Here is a 16,958-nt window from a genome sequence, read left to right on the forward strand (position 1 = left end):
CGCAAGGCTCGAGCCGCTGCTGATGCCGCCGATGTCACGGTCGCTGAGTTCGCCGGACATGGCACTGATCACTTCTTTGCTGGGGTTGGCGTTGGCCGTGTTGGGGTAGGGGTCCGGGAGCGAGGTGCGCCCGTACATATGCCCTTGTACGGCGCGCCCCGTCACGATCACGCCGTCACCCGCCTGGCTCGGCAGGCTGGCGCCGGCACTGAGCACGCAACTGATCAGCAGTGCGTTTATCGAGGCATGAGTGAATGTGTTCACGGTGGCAATCCTTATTATTCACGCTGACCCTAAACAGCGTTGTAGGGGACAGAGCAGAAGGCGTGCCGGTTTTTATTTTTACTTTGGATTCAGCAGGTTATGGTTTTCACCGACGGTTTCGTCGGTTGTGCTGTTTCAACCCTGAAACAGTCCTCGCCCGGCGTCGTAGGCCCGGTCGCTCGTGCCAGCTGTATCAGTGATGAAACAGTGTCCATGACAAAACGATGAATCCGTCCCCGCCGGGCGATTCAAGACAGTTGGGTGTTTCAAAAATGGACAGGTCACGCGGCAGGCGCAGGCTCAGCCTTTGGGGGTTTTACGCGGAATGGAGTTGAGTACCGGGTTGCCGTCCTGATTCTGGGTCAGGTAGACCGGTAATACCTTGGGCAGGGAGGGGATGAGGTTATTGACTTCACTGAGGTTATAAATACCGCCAATGCGAATGCTCCCGGTGCCTGCGTCCGCCAGCATTACGGGTTTGTCCAGGTAGCGGTTGATCAGCGGCAGCGCATCGGCCAGGGCCAGGTTGTCGAGCACCAGTTTGCCCGTGCGCCATGCCAGGGCCGTGTCGTCAGGTTTGATCGCCGCCACGCGCGGGGTGGCGTCGCCCCGTTGGTAACTGGCCTGCATCCCCGGGGTCAGCGGCACGCTGCCATGCACCGAGTCGCTGGCGATCTGCACCGAGCCTTCAAGCAACATCACCCGCACCTGGTCGGCATACGTCCAGACATTGAACTGGGTGCCCGTCACGCGCACCTGCCCCTCGCCAGCCTGCACGACAAAGGGGTGATTGCTGTCATGGGCGACCTTGAAAAACGCCTCGCCCTTTTTCAAGCTGGCCTGACGCCGGTCCTTGTAATCGCTATAGACCAGTTCGGTGCCCAGGTTCAATTCCACCTGGCTGCCATCAGCAAGGGTGATCTTGCGCAAGCCATTGGTTGCTTCGTAGTGTTTATAGGCGCTGGGCAGCCAGCCGGCTTCCCAGCCGGTCAAGGCGGCCAGTGGCAAGGCACCCAGGCACAGGGCGGCGGCGACCGCGTAGGTGCGCCAGCGCTTGCGCGGTTTGAACGGCAACACCACCGGCGCCGGTGTGTTGCGCGGCAGATGATCGGCCACGTCCCAGACTTCCAGCATCGCCGCGTATTCGAACGCATGCAGCGGGTGAGCGTCGTGCCATTGTTCAAACGCCTGGCGCTCAGCGGCCGAGCAATCCTCGGCATGCAGGCGCATGCACCAATGCGCGGCGGCGTCGGTAATGGCGTCGTACTCGGCTTCTGAAAGGGACTGTTCGCTCATTGACTCATCCTGATTTCCCGCATTCTAACTCTCTGAAGCACACGGCGAGAACAGCAGCATGGCGATTGCACATCAATTGGAACTTATTCTTGTTTGAGCGCGCCTAAAAATTCAGGAATTAACCTGTCGTCAACCATGGAGTACTAAACATGTTGAAGAAAACCTTAGCTGCCCTGTGTGCCACCACCGCTTTGCTGAGTGCCGGCGCTGCCCTGGCCGACAAGCCGGGAGCGGGCTGGATCACCATTGAAAAAGCCATTGAGGTGGCCAAGACCAAGGCTGGGTATACCGAAGTTTATGCCGCCGAAGCCGACGATAACGGCTATTGGGAAGTCAAGGGCCGCAAATCCGACGGCACCGTCTACGAGGCTCGCATCGACGGCATGTCGGGCAATGTCCTGCGAGATCAGAAGGACTGATCCGCCCTCTGGGGGCCTGTTCAGGCCCCCACATCCAGCATGCGCCCCAGATGCGTAATCAGGTATGTGACCGAATCGGCGTTGGTGAGAATGACGTCGATGCGTTTGTCGATATTGCTCATGAACACCTGACGTGCCTCATTCAGGGTCTTTGCGCCAGTAATCCCCAGGACTTTGCGCTTGAGGTAGTGGGTGGTGGTGAAAACGCCGTAATCTTCCCAGGTATTGGAGATGTCATCCCATGTCTTGAACAGCATTCGGGCCGGCGTCAGCGTGGACAGTGCGGTCGTTTGCAAGTCATCCTGGCGGGTTTTCACTGCCTGAGCGCCAGGCTTTGCGGTATCGATCAGGTCGCGGAACGGTTCCATGCTCCGCAGGTAGACAATGTCTTCGGTCTTGAACCGCAAATGCGTCAGTTCATGAATCAGCGTAGAAGCCCTGGCGTGAGCGAATATATCGAAGGGGGCATTCAGGATGTTGGCGTATTCAGCCAGATTCGGATCGAAGAAACGTTCGAACAGAAACACTTTGCGTTCACTGTCATCGATGAGCACCATCGCGTAATCATTCGTGGGGTCCATCAGGCTTTCGCCGCTGACCAGGCGCATTGAGTCAGGGCCGATCAAGGTCGGATCACTCAACTCATCGAGGATCCCGTCGATGAGGGTCTCGATTTTCCTTACCTGGTCCGGTGCCAGGTTGATGGTGCCGAACAGGTCGCATAAAAACAGACCCACTCGGCTATCAGGGGTGATCAGCTGTGCAAAATGGCGGATGTTGCGCTTGCAGTTGACGGCATAGTAAGTCGCCACGTTCAACGCTTCGTCGATGGCCTGGGCTTTCCAACTGGAGACGGCGGCAATCGCCCTTATGCCTCGCGCTTCAATATTGATCTCGCGCCGCTGCGCCCGTTGCGTTTTCTGACGCGTCCAGGCCTGGCCGAAGCGGGGTTTGTGCAGGCTCAGGTCCAACACCCACTGGCCATTTGAATGGCGACCCACGTAGGGGCCCTGCTGATCGTTATTGCCGAGGCGCCAGTGCTCCTTGGTTTTCGTCACCGCATACACTTTGCCTGCCAGCGGTACATACGTCCTGGCGCTCGCCGGGTCCTCATAAACATGGGTGGAGGTAGTCAGCTCCAGGTTCTCCAGGGCGACGTCATGATCCTCGAAGCGCTGCAGCCGTGTGCGCGAAATGGCAGTGACGTCCCGCAGGCCTGGGGCGGTGGCCGTGGGGAGGTTGTCCTGGGGCAGGTCGACGATGTCAGCGTTATCGGGCGGCGCGGTTTCGCTGCCGTCGAGCTCGCTGTACAGCGCGGCCATTTGCACCACGGCCAGGATGAAGTCCTTCATCGCGGCGCGCCACTGGTGCACTTGCAGCGCCTCCGCTGAGCGCTTGACCAGCGTGTAGCTGCGCCACACCACCAGCGGATAGGCGAGTTTGCCCGCCATGAAGTGCACCGCCATGGCAATGCCCTTGCCGAACAGGTCGACCGCTTTATCCCATAGCGTCTGGGCGCCTTCCTTGAATTGGCAGGCGAACATGTTCAGCAGGATCAGCGTGTTCTCACTGAACAGATACTGCAGCAGATTGCCGGTTATGGCAGACGAGGCAAGGCGAATATCCGAGGGGCGATGCCGGTTGTTCAGCAGCAAGTCGCGGTAAACGGCCTGGTGCGGATCTTCCAGGTGCTGGATGACCCAGTCCTGCAGTGCTCCAGGTCGTTCCAGCTCATCGAGCAGCGCTTGTTCATTATCGTAGTGCTTGAGCACATGGTTTTCACTGTAGGGCGCGTACAACACCACGGCGCCGGCCTCTTTATCCGGCGCGCTGATCAGGTACATGCCCAGTACCTTGGCGGCCGTGGCACCCGCAGTCGCCACCAGTTCCACGGGCCGAAACAGCACCGACGCGCCCTCCAGCGCCGCACGCGCCAGGGCGTCAGGCATATCGAACGCCTGCTGCACCCAGCCCAGGGCCTGGGTCGACAGGCGTTCCTGCAGATGGTGCTCGTGGGCGTATTGCAGCACCTGCCAGGGCAATTGCCGGCAGAACCGCCGCCGACGTTGGCGCGCAGCCTCTGTGCGGGTGTCCAGCGCGGTTTGCAACAGCTGCTGGTAGACCGATTTCACGTCCAACTGGCGCACCATCTGGATCACTGCCTTGGCATCCAGGGTGTCGGGCAGCGGTGTGGCGGTGCGCGAACGCGGCACAATGGCCTGCTTGTTCAGGTCCGGCCAGTGGCGCAAGGCGAAGTCGGTCAAGCTGCAGGTATGGATATCCAGGGCCTGGTGCACGGGAATCAGCACGTCGTCGGGGCTGATGGTGTGCTCGGGAAAGCGTGCCTTCAGGAGCTTTTCCAGGGCGGAAAAAGTGTGCTCGCGAAGGGTCGGGATGCCATGGAGGTAGTCCTCCTCTTGCGGGGCGCTGTTGCGGTATTGCTCAAGCAGTTCGGCATGGTAAATCTGCTCTTGGGCAGGGGCCATTGCCAGCCACACCGGCAGCAGTTGCTGGGTGATCATTGCGTCGGCCAGCGCCCTGGCCCGTGCCAGGTTGGTAGGCGCGGGGATTTGCAGGAGCGCATCCAGGCGGTCCTGTACGGCGCGCGCCGGCAAGTCCATGGCCAGTAGATGATCGACTGCGTCGATGACTTGCTCGTCGTAGCTCTTCAGGCGATTGTCCAGCAGGTTATCGTCAATGCGTTGCAGCGCCGCCAGGCGATACACCTGATGGGGCACGCGCTGGGACAAGCGCAGATTCTCCAGCAGCGTCAGCCGTTTGACCGGATGCGCCAGGCGCTGGGCAATGGAGTCGCGCAGGGCCGAGACCGATGAAAACACTTCATGGCCACGCCGTGGCGTCCATAGGAGCGCCTGGCCCGAACGCGCCGGGTCAAGGCCGCCGCGCTCGGTCAGTACAAACAGATTGGCCAGCGGCAGCAGCGCGTCGGACGTGCCCTCGTGCAACGCCAGCGCATAGGCATCCGGCAGAAACCCGTTGACCCCATGCCGGGTCAGGCGCACCAGGCTGTCGCTGCGCAGTACCGTATCGAGAATGGCATGGCTTTGGCCCGTCAGGGTTTTACCCAGCAACCGCAGTTCAGCCTCGCTGCGCAAGCCCAGCAGCATTGAATGCGCGAGCTTATCGCGGCTGTTGTTGAGGAACAGGCGCGGCAGGTCGCGCAGCTCATGGCCGGCAAATACCTTCAACACCCTTTCGATCATGTCGTTGAAGGTTTTGAGGGTCATGTTATTGAGCTTCAGCGCGGCGCCCTGTTCGCGTTTTTCGTAAAAGCCCGTCCTGGAGGACACGGGAAGCGGCTTGCTCTCCTGGCCCAGGCGCTCGATGAAATGTTCAACCATGCTCAGGGACGAGACGGGCAAGCGCTCTTCGCGCTGCTGGGCGCTGGAGGGGTAGGTGTTGATAAACACTTCATCGGCCTTGAGGTCCAGCTGGCGCGTCTGCAGCTCCGTGTTCAGGGCCAGTAGGACCATGCCGCGCAGTGTCGGGTGGTTCAGGCGTTCGCTGTTCAGGCCTTCCTCGGCAGCTCGCAGGCGCTGCTGGTGCAGCTTGGCGCGCTCGGCCTGCACGGTGGACGGACGGCCATTGCCGCTGCTGACGGGATGTATCGTCCAGCGCCCATGGGTGTCCAGGTCGGCCAGGCGGCTGTCGAGCATGGTGCGGATGTCCAGGGCGTAATCGAGCAAGGCATCCAGGTCCACCTGGCCGGCGCTGCTGCGATACAGGCCCAGGGCATGGTTCATATTACTGGTCTGCTTGGCGACGATGTCTTCGAGCATGTCGCTGAACACATGCCCGGAGACGGGACGTGCGGCAACGTTGATCGAGTCCAGGCCGATAAAGGTGTTGCGCTCGTCCAGGGACAGGAAATTGAGCAGTTCGTCTTCGTGTCCGGCCGCCGTGAGCATCGTCAGCAGTGCGTCTTTAAGGTCATCCAGGTCCTGGAGCACCTGCACACCACGGGACTGGGTGTAGAGGTAGGCGTGGCTTTGATGCAGCATCAGGGTGCTGGCCAGTTCCACGTAGTGCTGGTAGGGCGCATGGATACGCACTTTCTCCACGCTCAAGTCGGCGGCGTAGGCGCTGCGAGCGCCCTGGTCGCTGAGGAACAGGGCCTGGAGCACGTGGCTTTCGTCGGCACTGAGGATGCCGGCCTGGCGCTTGAGCAGCACGTCGAGGCGGAACTTGTCCGCCATTACCTGCGCGAACAGATCAAGGCGTGAGGTGCCGCTGTCGATGTCTTCGTTCCAGTAGGTCTGCAGCAGGCTCTCGAGCAGTTTGGACAGCGTGCCGGAGGTCTGCTCGATGAGCGTTTCCCAATGCTTGTGGTCTTGCTCCAGCCGGGTCGGGGTGAAGTCGGCAGTGACATGTTTGGGGTTGATGAATTCGCGGGTTTGCCCCGCAGGCCAGGCATGTTTTACATAAAACTGCAGGAACGCTTCACGCAGCGTCAGGGAGTCAATCCAGCGGCGGTCGGTGTCCGTCGGGCTATGGATAAAGCTGTTTACCCGCGTTTCGCGTTGATCCAGGCCGGGGAAATCAGCGTGCGCCATGATCCCGAGCAGTGTGTCGAGCATGTCCGAGAGGGTCGGGGTTTTCTGCAAGTGCTCAAGCATCGCTTGCACGTTTGCCCGTTGGCAGGCCTGCAGGGCTTGCTCCTGGTCGTCCATGACCGCTCCCGGCACCGGCGAGGTGGTGAGTGTAAAGACGCTGTCTGCCGACAGGCTGTTGCGCTGCGCGATCGACAGGAAGCTGAGCAACGCCACGCGCTGCAGCGAATCGGCAAGCGCCTGGCTGAGCTCTGTGAGCAGCGCGGCGTGGCTGTCAAACACCTGGATACCGCCGTAGGGCGTGTACAGCAGGGCCTTGGCCCCGTCCGGGCTCGGGCTCATCGCAAACGCGCCGGCGAGCACGATCGCCGCGTGGCCCAGCCGGTTGATCAACAGCTTTTCGACGCGCATGGGGTGGCGTTGCAGGCGCGTATCCTGACGGCTGGCGTCACTGGCGTAATACATGCCGTGCAGCCATTCCAGGTCCTTGACGGTGAGCCCCAGGCCGCGTTCGCGTTCGCTCAGGGTCGAGCGATTGACGGGCAGCAGGAATTCGTCAAAAAAATACGGCGGGGTGACGCGGGTCATGCCTGTCTCCAGCGTGAATAGGGTCACACAGGGTAGGCGGGCAGCCGTGGCGGGCGGGGGGTAACTATTGAGTCAAGCCTGAGTCTCGCCGTCAGTTGACAGCAAGCGTCGTGGGTGGTGTTTAATCGACGGTCTGGATGTCCATTCGTTGCCCCTTCCAATCATAAAAACGGAGCTTCAAATGCCTGCGCAGTCTGCGACCGTTGTCACAGCCTTTATCAGCTTCACTGAATTGGTGGGATTGCTCCAGCGCATCTTCGTCAGGCACGGCACCTCGCCGGAAGTGGCGGCGATCCTTGCACACAACTGCGCCAGCGCCGAACGTGATGGCGCCCACAGCCACGGCATCTTTCGCATCCCGGGGTACCTGTCGACCCTGGCCAGCGGCTGGGTCAACGGCGCTGCCGTGCCCACGGTCAGCGATGTGGCGTCAGGCTTCGTACGGGTCGATGCCGGCAATGGGTTTGCCCAGCCGGCCCTGGCGGCCGCGCGTGCGCTGCTGGTGAGCAAGGCCCGCAGCGCCGGCATTGCGTTGCTGGCGATCCATAATTCCCATCACTTTGCCGCGTTATGGCCGGATATCGAACCGTTCGCCGAAGAAGGGCTGGTGGCGCTCAGCGTGGTCAACAGCATGACGTGCGTGGTACCCCACGGGGCCGACCGGCCGCTCTTCGGCACCAACCCCATCGCGTTCGCGGCGCCCCAGGCAGGCGGCGCGCCGATTGTGTTCGACCTGGCCACCAGTGCCATCGCCCACGGTGACGTGCAAATTGCCGCGCGCAACGGTGAACGTCTGCCGCCGGGCATGGGCGTGGACAGCCTGGGCCAGCCGACCCAGGACCCGAAAGCGATTCTCGAGGGCGGCGCACTGTTGCCGTTTGGCGGGCACAAGGGTTCGGCGTTGTCGATGATGGTCGAGTTGCTGGCGGCAGCGCTGACAGGCGGCCATTTTTCTTTTGAATTCAACTGGGCCGACCATCCGGGGGCGCGTACGCCCTGGACCGGCCAGTTACTGATCGTGATCGATCCGAGCAAGACCGCCGGGCAAAGCTTCGCCGAGCGCAGCCATGAACTGGTGCGGCAGATGCATGCGGTGGGGTTGCGGCGGTTACCGGGGGATCGGCGCCATCGCGCACGGGCAAAATCGCTGGAAACTGGCATAGAACTGCCAGTGCAGGAGCTGAACCAGCTTCAGGAATGGGCGGGGGATTGAACACGGGGGCGAGGGTGCCGGCAGATATATAGGATTCAGCGAACAATGAAACTCAATGTGGGAGGGGGCAAGCCCCCTCCCACATTTATACCGCGTTCCAGCTTTGAATCAGCGCAACCCGTACCGGTCAGTTACGGCGACCGAGCAGCAGGCCAACCACCAGGCCAAAGCCTGCGGAAATGGCCACGGTCTGCCATGGGTGGCCACCGATGTAAGTCTCTGTGGCATCCACGACCGGCTTGCTGCGCTCACGCACATTGGACACGGAGTCCAGGGCTTGCTTGAGTTTGATGGCAACCTGCTCACGCAGGGTTTCACCTTCCTCACCCACCAGGGACGCGCTGCTTTTGAGCAGTTTGTCGGATTCTTCGATCAGCGCAGTCAGTTCGCTGAAGGCTTGGTCCTTGATTTGATCTTCGACGGATTGGGCGGCGGTTTTGCGGGCCATGTGTGACTCCTTGCAAGTGAATGTGACAGTGAACAATGGAGTATCGGGCGCCGGCAAAAGTTGCAGTTATTTTTCCGGCCGCCCATTTGCGGCAAAATCCAAATCGGGTCCTTTGGACCTTCAGTGTAAGATGTTCCCTATTTGTGCAGCAGGTAATTCAACATGAGCTTCAATCTCGCCAACAAGACCCTCGCCGAACGCGCCGAGCTGGAAGATGAAAAGTCCCGTCTCTACGACCTGTGGCAAACCAACCTGGGCAAGGCCAAGGGCGAAGCCGCGCGGTTGTTCGGTGAGCGCGCCAAGCGCAAGGGCAAATGGGCCGAATGGGTGCGTGCCGAACTTGACGGCATGTCGCCGCCGGAGTTTTCCAACATGGTGCGCAGTGAAGTCAACAAGCTGATGGCAGCGGCTAAATAAAGCTCGCCTCGATCGCCTCACGCACCTTCAACAACATAGGGTCAAGCTGGGCCTGGGTGCGCCAGCCCAGTTCCACCGGGTAGCGCGGCAGCGCCAGCGGGCAGGGCAATACGCGCAAGCCGGTCAGGCGGGCGATGGCCTCGGCGGCATGCCCGGGGATCGTCGCCACCGCCATGCTGCCCTTGAGCAGAAACGCCAGCGCGGCAAAGTGGCTGGTGGACGCGCACACCTGGCGGCGCAAGCCGCGCGCCGCCAAACCCTCATCGGTAATGCCGATAAACCCGCCCGACGACACCAGCACATGCTCACGCGCGACGAACTCCGTCAGGTCGATCTGTTGTTGGCCGGGCGCCAGGCTGTCCGGGTCCACCAGGCAGCGATAGTCACCTTCGCCGAGCACTTGCCGACTCAGGCGCCGCTCGGCAAAACCGCCGGCGGTGATGGCCAGGTCCAGGCTGCGGTCGAGCAGGCCGTCGGCGACAATCTGGCTGTGGGTCTGGCGGAAAATGACCCGCAGTTTCGGCAGGCGCTGTGCGACGCTGTCCATCAGTCGACGGCCGTAGGCAATCTCAAAGTCGTCCGACAGCCCCAGCACCACGGAGCGGCCCTGATAGTTCGGGCTCTGCGGGTTGATCATCGCCAGGCTTTGCCGGCAGCGGTCCAGTGCTTCGCTGATCACCGGTTTCAACTGATTGGCGCGTGTCGTGGGTGCCAGTCCACGTCCTGTGCGCACAAATAACTGATCGCCGTACAACTCGCGCAAACGCCGCAGGCCGGCGCTGATGGCCGACTGGGTGACCCCCAGGCGCAACGCTGCGCGGCTGGCGCTGGACTCGTCATGCAGGGCTTCAAAGGTCTTGAGCAGGTTCAAGTCGACGTCTGCGATATTTATCTGGCTCATATCATTTAGCACTGAGGTGGGCTTTATTCATGATCAAGCCTGGCCGGAGAATGGGCAACCCCCACCGACTTGGAGTGACTGTGATGCCTGTTTCTACCGTGGCTGCTTTACAAATTGGCTCGCTGCCGGGCGGCAAGGCCGAAACCCTCAAACAGATACTGAGCTATGAAGAGCAGATTCAGCGCAGCGGCGCGCAACTGGTGGTAATGCCCGAGGCCTTGCTCGGCGGCTATCCCAAGGGCGAAGGGTTTGGCACGCAACTGGGTTACCGCCTGCCCGAGGGCCGTGAAGCCTTTGCGCGGTATTTTGCCAATGCCATCGATGTGCCGGGTGTCGAGACCGAGGCGCTGGCCGGGTTATCGGCGCGCACCGGTGCCAGCCTGGTGCTCGGCGTGATCGAGCGCAGTGGCAGCACCTTGTATTGCACCGTGTTGTATTTCGAGCCGTCGGGCGGCCTGGTTGCCAAGCACCGCAAGCTGATGCCTACCGGCACCGAACGACTGATCTGGGGCAAGGGCGATGGCTCCACCTTACCGGTAGTCGACACTGCGGTAGGGCGCATTGGCGGCGCGGTGTGCTGGGAAAACATGATGCCGCTGTTGCGCACCGCGATGTACGCCAAGGGTGTACAGGTGTGGTGCGCGCCCACCGTGGATGAACGCGAGATGTGGCAGGTGAGCATGCGCCACGTGGCCCATGAAGGGCGCTGCTTTGTGGTAAGCGCCTGCCAGGTGCAGGCCTCGCCCGAGGCGTTGGGCGTGGAGGTTGCCAACTGGCCGGCGGATCGTCCGTTGATTGCCGGTGGCAGCGTGATCGTCGGGCCGATGGGCGACATCCTTGCCGGGCCGCTGGTGGGTGAAGCGGGGCTGTTGACGGCGCGGATCGATACCGATGAGTTGGTGCGGGCACGCTATGACTATGACGTGGTGGGGCACTACGCCAGGCCGGATATTTTTGAGTTGACGGTGGACGAGCGCGCCAGGGCGGGTGTGCGCTCTATCACTGACTAAACGCGGTTAAACGTGTGGGAGGGGGCTTGGCTTAATGCCAGTCAGTTAAGGCTTTTTGTAGGAGCGAGCTTGCTCGCGAAAAACTCACAGGCACCGTGTTCATTCAGGAGGCACACGTTATCGTTGACGTTTTTCGCGAGCAAGCTCGCTCCTACAGAGGGCGGCGTACGCTTGACTGACCGTAATCGGGGGCAAGCCCCCTCCCACATGTGATCTTCAGGGTTTGGGGGATTGGGATTTCAGCCACTCTTGGCGAGTGATCTCCCAGATCTCTCGTGGGAGCGTGCCGGCGACGAATTTACCCTCATCTGTCCTGACCAGGCGCATGCCCGTACGCTCGGAAATTCGCCGTGACCCCAGGTTTGGCGCCGCCTTGGGCGCGCGCAGCACGGGGCGCTCAAGTACGCTGAACCAATAGTCGGTCACGGCGGCACTGGCCTCGGACATAAACCCTTGCCCCTGCCACTGCGGGCCCAGCCAGAAGCCGCGATTGTCATCCTGCTCGTCCGTCAGATTGATGTTGCCGATCAGCTGTTCAGGCGCGCTTCTAAGACAAATCGACCAGTGCCACTGCTCACCGCGAGCCATGGCGGGCAGGGCAAGTTCCTCAAGATAGCGGCGCGCGCCATTGGCCGGGTAGGGCCAGGGCACCATGGCATTGAGATAGCGCACCACTTCCCAATGGGCAAATTGTTGCTGGATCGCCTCGGCATCGTCCAGTACCAGCGGGCGCAGGATCAGGCGTTCGGTCAACAGCGTCGGTTGCATGAGGGTCACCAGGTTGCGGTGTTGGGCAAATCCAGGGTGCCGCGCTCGACAAAGCGCATGGTCCCAAACAACCCGCCCGCCAGCTTGCCGCGCAGCACATACGGCAGGTTATTCAGGCTCTGGGTCTGGCTCAGGCCCAGGGTCTGGCGCAACACCGAAAACGCCGAAACACTCACTGGCACCATCAGCACCGTCTCGGAGAAACGCGGGATGCTGCCCGCCTGATCACTCACCCCGGACGCCAGCGGCCGGCCATTGACTTCCAAATCCAGCGCCACGCCGTTGTAGTCGATCGCCGCTTCATTGGGGTTCTGCACCCGCAGCTTGACGGCGAAGCGCACTTCCAAATCCTGGCTTTGCAGCGGTTCGATGCCGACCACGTTGATGTTGACCGGATCGCGCTGGGGCAACAGCGCGCAGGCGCTCAAGGTCAGCAACAACAGCGATACCACCATGAGCTTGCGCATCTGAACGTGCTCCTACTGTTTCGTAACGTCCGGGTCCTGCATGACCTTGAGGGTCGAGGACTCTGGATCGAATTCATCTTCTTCCAGCTCTATGAACGCTTCCGGCAGGAAAATGTTCAGCAGGATGGCACAGAACGCCCCCACGGTGATCGGCGACTCAAAGATGTTATGCAGCGCCTTGGGCAAGTCGCGCAGCACTTCGGGCACGGCCGCAACGCCCAGGCCCATCCCCAGGGAAATCGCCACGATCAGTACGTTGCGTCGGTGCAACCCGGCTTCGGCGAGGATCTTGATGCCGGCCACGGCCACGGTGCCAAACATGATCAGGGTCGCGCCGCCCAGCACCGGTTTGGGCATCAGTTGCAGCACCGCGCCGATCATCGGGAACAGCCCCAGCAGCACCAGCAGGCCGGCGATGAAGTAGGCCACGTAGCGGCTGGCCACGCCGGTCAGTTGGATCACGCCGTTGTTCTGGGCGAAGGTCACCATCGGCAGGCTATTGAAGGTGGCCGCCATCGCCGAGTTGAGGCCGTCGGCGAGCAGGCCGGACTTGATGCGCTTGATATACCGCGGGCCTTTGACCGGCTGCTGGGAAATCATCGAGTTGGCGGTCAGGTCACCGGCGGCTTCCAGGGGCGAAATCAGGAAGATCACCGCCACCGGGATGAACGCCACCCAGTCGAACGAGAAGCCGTACTTGAACGGCACCGGCACGCTGATCAGCGGCACCTGGGGCAGGGCGGCCATGTCGACGCGGCCCAGCCACCAGGCCACGACAAAACCCAGGGTCAGGCCGATCACGATCGAGCCCAGGCGCAGGAACGGGTTGTCGAAGCGGTTGAGCACCACGATGGTCAGCAGCACCAGCGCCGCCAGGCCCATATTGCTCGCCGCGCCCAGGTCGCTGGCGCCGAAACCGCCGGCCATGTCGGTCACCGCGACCTTGATCAACGACAACCCCATCAAGGTGATGATGGTGCCGGTGACCACCGGGGTAATCAGCTTGCGCAACTTGCCGATGAACTGGCTGAGCACCACTTCGATAAAGGCTGCGAAAAAGCAGATGCCAAAGATCGTCGAAAGAATCTCATCGGTACCGCCGCCGCGAGCCTTGACCATGAACCCGGCGCTCAAAATCACGCTGATAAAGGAAAAGCTGGTGCCCTGCAGGCATAACAGGCCCGAGCCGATGGGGCCGAACGTGCGTGCCTGCACGAAGGTGCCGAGCCCCGAGACGAACAGCGCCATGCTCACCAGATAAGGCACTTCGCTTTCCAGGCCCAACACGCCACCGACGATCAGGGTCGGGGTGATGATGCCGACGAAGCTCGCCAGCACATGCTGCAGGGCGGCAAACACCGCCGCAGTGAAGTGCGGACGGTCTTCCAGGCCGTAGATCAGGTCGGATTTATAGCGCGGGCGAGGGGCTTGAGCGTCAGACAAAATGAGGGCTCGGGTCGGAAAATGGAGGCGCAGGATGCCAGAAACGGTGGATTGCCTGAAGTGTAAAAAAATATTTATGAAACCCCTGCATAAAACCCTCGGGCGTGCCGATAGTTCTTATAGGTCCACCTATCAATAACAACAACGGTGGCCAAAGTCTGGCAGCGCATTGTCGCTGACCGATCGTTTCGCGGCAGGGGTGCGCGCAAACACCCTTTCTGAGAGCAGCCCTATGTCCCTCCGTCATCTGAATATCGCCCCTCGCGCCTTTCTCGGGTTTGCCTTCATCGCCGTTCTGGTGGTCATCCTGGGGGTATTTGCAGTCGACCGCATGACCCTGATGCGCCAGGCTTCGTTGGACATGAGCACCAATCAGTTGCCCAGCGTGACGTACCTGGGGCAAATGACGGAAAACGTGTTGCGCATGCGCATCCTGTCCTTTCGCGTGCTGGTCAACCGTGAGCCGGTCGCCCTGCAGGAAGCCGAAACCCGCATCGGCGTGCTGGTCGACAAGGTCAAGGCGGCGCAGACCCATTACGCCTCGCTGCCGGCAGGTGCCGAGGAGACGGTGTTGTACAAGGCATTTGCGACCACCCTGGACAACTATTTCAAGGCGCAAGCCGACATGATTGCCTTGTCCAAACAAGACAAGGTCGATGAAATGCGCGCGCTGATCAACAGCCGTATCAAAGACGGCACCGACCAGATGGGCGAGCAGTTGAACAAACTGATCGCGCTCAACGCCGCCGGTGCCAAGGCCGCCGATACCCAGGCAGAACACAGCTACGAAGTGGCCATTACCGGCGTCATCCTGGTGTCGGTGGCCGCTGCGTTGCTCACGGTGTTGCTGGCCTGGCTGCTGACCCGCAGCATCGTCGCGCCGTTGCGCAAGGCCGTGCAAGCGGCTGAAAGTATCGCCGGCGGCAACCTGACGACGGCTATCGAAGACGATGGCAAGGACGAACCGGCGCGGCTGATCAGTGCCTTGTCGACCATGCAGGCCAACCTGCGCCAGACCATCCAGCACATTGCAGGCTCGGCCACGCAGTTGGCGTCGGCTGCCGAAGAACTGAGCGCTGTCACCGAGGAAGCCTCCAAAGGCTTGCAGCAACAGAACAATGAAATCGACCAGGCGGCCACGGCGGTCAATGAGATGACTGCGGCGGTGGAAGAGGTGGCGCGCAACGCGGTGTCCACCTCCGAAGCCTCCGGCCAATCCAACCAGGCCGCACGGGAAGGCCGCGACCGGGTCGTCGAGACGGTCGGCGCGATCCAGACCATGACCCAGGACGTGCAAAACACGGCGGCCATGATCGAAGGGCTGGCGGCGCAAGGGCGGGACATCGGCAAGGTCCTCGACGTGATCCGCGCGATTGCCGAGCAGACCAACCTGCTGGCGCTCAACGCCGCGATCGAAGCGGCACGCGCCGGTGAAGCCGGGCGTGGCTTTGCGGTGGTGGCCGACGAGGTGCGCGCACTGGCTCATCGCACGGCCCAGTCGACCCAGGAAATCGAAAAAATGGTCGCCGGCATCCAGAACGGCACCGGTGAAGCCGTGCAATCGATGCAGCAGAGCAACCAGCGCACCCAAAGTACCCTGGAAATGGCCCGTGCCGCCGGTGTTGCACTGGAGCAGATCACCCAGTCGATCAGCCTGATCAACGAACGCAACCTGGTGATCGCCAGCGCGTCCGAAGAGCAGGCCCAGGTGTCGCGCGAGGTGGATCGCAACCTGGTGAATATCCGCGACCTAGCGACACAATCGGCGGCGGGCGCCAATCAAACGAGTGCGGCCAGCCATGAGCTGTCACGCTTGGCGGTGGATCTGAACGCGATTGTGGCCCGGTTCGTTATCTAAAATCTGAAATACGGTTCAAATGGGGGAGGGGGCTGTCTACACAACTCAGTAGCGCCAACCGTAACCACGATGCGAAGCGAGCCGCTCTTGATCTTGATCTTAGGCGCCCCGTTAAACCACGCTGGCCGAACGCGGGCTTGAATCCGTGGGCAACCCGGCAGGACGCCGGGTTAGCCGCACTGGGCCAGGGATGGCCCATTGCGGCGGCCCACGGATTCAAGCCTTCGATCGGGCACACCGAGCCTAAGCGAGGTGCCGAGTGTTGGGGCAAGAGCGTTTTGCTTACTTTTGCGCTTTTCAAAAGTGAGCCGCCGTCAGGGCGGAACCCTAAGTGGCCGTTACCGCAGAAACGGATATGTACTCGATCTGATCCAACATCCCGGTCGGCTCTGAGGCCGCCATCGGGGGCAAGCCCCCTCCCACATTTGGGCCGGGATCGACACAAAATCCTGGTCGACCCAGAGGCCGCCATCGTGGGCAAGTCGAATCGTCGCACCGCCCCTCCCACATTTGATCCCTGTTGTCAGGGCGCTATTGCTTCCAGGCGGCCGCGTTCACCAGATTCTGCGGCCGCTCTCCGGCCAACGCCTGCAACAGATTATCCACCGCACACCTGGCCATCGCTTCGCGCGTCTCATGGGTCGCCGAGCCGATGTGCGGCGTGGCCACCACGTTGTTCAAGCGCAGCAGCGGGGACGCATGATCGAGCGGTTCTTTCTCGAACACATCCAGGCCGGCGGCGCGAATGGTGCGCTGCTGCAAGGCCTCGACCAGCGCCGCTTCGTCCACCACCTTGCCCCGTGAAATGTTGATGAAGATCGTCTCCGGCCCCATCAGCGCGAACTCCTCGGCGCCGATCAACTTCTCGGTCTCGGCGGTGAGCGGCAAGGTCAGGCAGACGAAATCGGCTTCCTTGAGCAAATCCTGCAGGCTGCGGTACTGCGCGTCAAAGCGGGCTTCTACCGCAGGCTTGGGCGAATGGCTGTGATAGATCACCGGCATGCCGAAGCCACAGTGCCCGCGCTGGGCCAGGGCTTCGCCGATGCGTCCCATGCCGATGATACCCAGGGTTTTGCCGTGTACGTCGCTGCCGAAATGCGACGGGCCGATGTTCTTGTTCCATTGGCCGGCGCGCACCAGGTCGGCCAGTTCCACCACGCGCCGGGCAGTCGCCAGGATCAGCGCAAAGCCGGTGTCGGCGGTGGTTTCGGTGAGCACGTCCGGCGTGTTGCTGAGCAGGATGCCGCGTTGGGTGAGGTAGTCGATATCGTAGTTATCGACGCCCACCGAGACAC

13 protein-coding genes and 1 pseudogene are annotated in these 16,958 nt (G+C 61.6%); 5 read left to right on the forward strand and 9 right to left on the reverse strand.

Annotation, left to right across the window (positions count from 1 at the left end):
* Nucleotides 1-264, reverse strand: a pseudogene (locus BFP96_RS06015) (hypothetical protein); the annotation flags it as partial.
* 300 nt (nt 265-564) lie between these two features.
* Nucleotides 565-1,560: a FecR family protein gene (locus BFP96_RS06020; protein WP_065893145.1), complete on the reverse strand. Its 996-nt coding sequence runs from the start codon at nt 1,558-1,560 to the stop codon at nt 565-567.
* 149 nt (nt 1,561-1,709) lie between these two features.
* Between BFP96_RS06020 and BFP96_RS06025 the strand changes: the two genes are divergently transcribed.
* Complete coding sequence (locus BFP96_RS06025) at nt 1,710-1,979, forward strand: PepSY domain-containing protein (RefSeq protein ID WP_065887383.1); 270 nt, start codon at nt 1,710-1,712, stop codon at nt 1,977-1,979.
* Between the two features lie 20 nt (nt 1,980-1,999).
* On the opposite strand, the gene BFP96_RS06030 is transcribed toward BFP96_RS06025, so the two are convergent.
* Nucleotides 2,000-7,138 (reverse strand): dermonecrotic toxin domain-containing protein, encoded by a 5,139-nt coding sequence (locus BFP96_RS06030; RefSeq protein WP_065935819.1) that lies wholly within the window; start codon nt 7,136-7,138, stop codon nt 2,000-2,002.
* Between the two features lie 181 nt (nt 7,139-7,319).
* Between BFP96_RS06030 and BFP96_RS06035 the strand changes: the two genes are divergently transcribed.
* Nucleotides 7,320-8,351, forward strand: coding sequence for an Ldh family oxidoreductase (locus BFP96_RS06035; RefSeq protein WP_065935820.1), 1,032 nt, complete (start codon nt 7,320-7,322; stop codon nt 8,349-8,351).
* A gap of 127 nt (nt 8,352-8,478) precedes the next feature.
* Here the strand turns inward: BFP96_RS06035 and BFP96_RS06040 are convergent, their stop codons facing one another.
* Nucleotides 8,479-8,799 (reverse strand): DUF883 family protein, encoded by a 321-nt coding sequence (locus BFP96_RS06040; RefSeq protein ID WP_065887380.1) that lies wholly within the window; start codon nt 8,797-8,799, stop codon nt 8,479-8,481.
* A 162-nt stretch (nt 8,800-8,961) separates the two neighbouring features.
* Here BFP96_RS06040 and BFP96_RS06045 point away from each other — a divergent pair, with 162 nt between their 5' ends.
* A complete protein-coding gene (locus BFP96_RS06045) occupies nt 8,962-9,216 on the forward strand; it encodes a hypothetical protein (RefSeq protein WP_003190904.1) in 255 nt (84 codons plus the stop codon).
* Here BFP96_RS06045 and BFP96_RS06050 read toward each other — a convergent pair.
* Nucleotides 9,209-10,108, reverse strand: a complete 900-nt coding sequence (locus BFP96_RS06050; RefSeq protein ID WP_065893270.1) for a LysR family transcriptional regulator — start codon at nt 10,106-10,108, stop codon at nt 9,209-9,211. The two genes, BFP96_RS06045 and BFP96_RS06050, sit on opposite strands and share 8 nt — an antisense overlap.
* A gap of 92 nt (nt 10,109-10,200) precedes the next feature.
* Between BFP96_RS06050 and BFP96_RS06055 the strand changes: the two genes are divergently transcribed.
* Nucleotides 10,201-11,127, forward strand: a complete 927-nt coding sequence (locus BFP96_RS06055; protein ID WP_065935821.1) for a carbon-nitrogen hydrolase family protein — start codon at nt 10,201-10,203, stop codon at nt 11,125-11,127.
* A gap of 216 nt (nt 11,128-11,343) precedes the next feature.
* Here BFP96_RS06055 and BFP96_RS06060 read toward each other — a convergent pair whose 3' ends face one another.
* From BFP96_RS06060 to BFP96_RS06070, 3 genes are read right to left on the reverse strand one after another with little or no spacing between them, the layout of a single operon-like run.
* Nucleotides 11,344-11,895, reverse strand: coding sequence for a GNAT family N-acetyltransferase (locus BFP96_RS06060; RefSeq protein ID WP_065935822.1), 552 nt, complete (start codon nt 11,893-11,895; stop codon nt 11,344-11,346).
* Nucleotides 11,896-11,900: 5 nt separating this feature from the next.
* Nucleotides 11,901-12,362, reverse strand: coding sequence for an LEA type 2 family protein (locus BFP96_RS06065; RefSeq protein ID WP_065887377.1), 462 nt, complete (start codon nt 12,360-12,362; stop codon nt 11,901-11,903).
* Between the two features lie 12 nt (nt 12,363-12,374).
* On the reverse strand, nt 12,375-13,805 hold the full coding sequence (locus BFP96_RS06070) for a nucleobase:cation symporter-2 family protein (RefSeq protein WP_065893150.1): 1,431 nt from the start codon (nt 13,803-13,805) through the stop codon (nt 12,375-12,377).
* A gap of 232 nt (nt 13,806-14,037) precedes the next feature.
* On the opposite strand from BFP96_RS06070, the gene BFP96_RS06075 reads away from it, so the two are divergent.
* Nucleotides 14,038-15,663: a methyl-accepting chemotaxis protein gene (locus BFP96_RS06075; RefSeq protein WP_065935823.1), complete on the forward strand. Its 1,626-nt coding sequence runs from the start codon at nt 14,038-14,040 to the stop codon at nt 15,661-15,663.
* Nucleotides 15,664-16,194: 531 nt separating this feature from the next.
* On the opposite strand, the gene BFP96_RS06080 is transcribed toward BFP96_RS06075, so the two are convergent.
* Nucleotides 16,195-16,958 (reverse strand): 2-hydroxyacid dehydrogenase (locus tag BFP96_RS06080; protein WP_065935824.1); only part of this gene is annotated, 764 nt, incomplete at its 5' end.

The organism is Pseudomonas sp. 34 E 7, assembly GCF_900005715.1.
Taxonomy (GTDB): Bacteria; Pseudomonadota; Gammaproteobacteria; order Pseudomonadales; family Pseudomonadaceae; genus Aquipseudomonas; species Aquipseudomonas orientalis_A.

What these genes read in the sequence shown, in the direction of transcription:
- BFP96_RS06020 (WP_065893145.1), bottom strand. Translation starts at nt 1,560, where the DNA reads ATGAGCGAACAGTCCCTTTCAGAAGCCGAGTACGACGCCATTACCGAC.
- BFP96_RS06025 (WP_065887383.1), top strand. Translation starts at nt 1,710, where the DNA reads ATGTTGAAGAAAACCTTAGCTGCCCTGTGTGCCACCACCGCTTTGCTG.
- BFP96_RS06030 (WP_065935819.1), bottom strand. Translation starts at nt 7,138, where the DNA reads ATGACCCGCGTCACCCCGCCGTATTTTTTTGACGAATTCCTGCTGCCC.
- BFP96_RS06035 (WP_065935820.1), top strand. Translation starts at nt 7,320, where the DNA reads ATGCCTGCGCAGTCTGCGACCGTTGTCACAGCCTTTATCAGCTTCACT.
- BFP96_RS06040 (WP_065887380.1), bottom strand. Translation starts at nt 8,799, where the DNA reads ATGGCCCGCAAAACCGCCGCCCAATCCGTCGAAGATCAAATCAAGGAC.
- BFP96_RS06045 (WP_003190904.1), top strand. Translation starts at nt 8,962, where the DNA reads ATGAGCTTCAATCTCGCCAACAAGACCCTCGCCGAACGCGCCGAGCTG.
- BFP96_RS06055 (WP_065935821.1), top strand. Translation starts at nt 10,201, where the DNA reads ATGCCTGTTTCTACCGTGGCTGCTTTACAAATTGGCTCGCTGCCGGGC.
- BFP96_RS06060 (WP_065935822.1), bottom strand. Translation starts at nt 11,895, where the DNA reads ATGCAACCGACGCTGTTGACCGAACGCCTGATCCTGCGCCCGCTGGTA.
- BFP96_RS06065 (WP_065887377.1), bottom strand. Translation starts at nt 12,362, where the DNA reads ATGCGCAAGCTCATGGTGGTATCGCTGTTGTTGCTGACCTTGAGCGCC.
- BFP96_RS06075 (WP_065935823.1), top strand. Translation starts at nt 14,038, where the DNA reads ATGTCCCTCCGTCATCTGAATATCGCCCCTCGCGCCTTTCTCGGGTTT.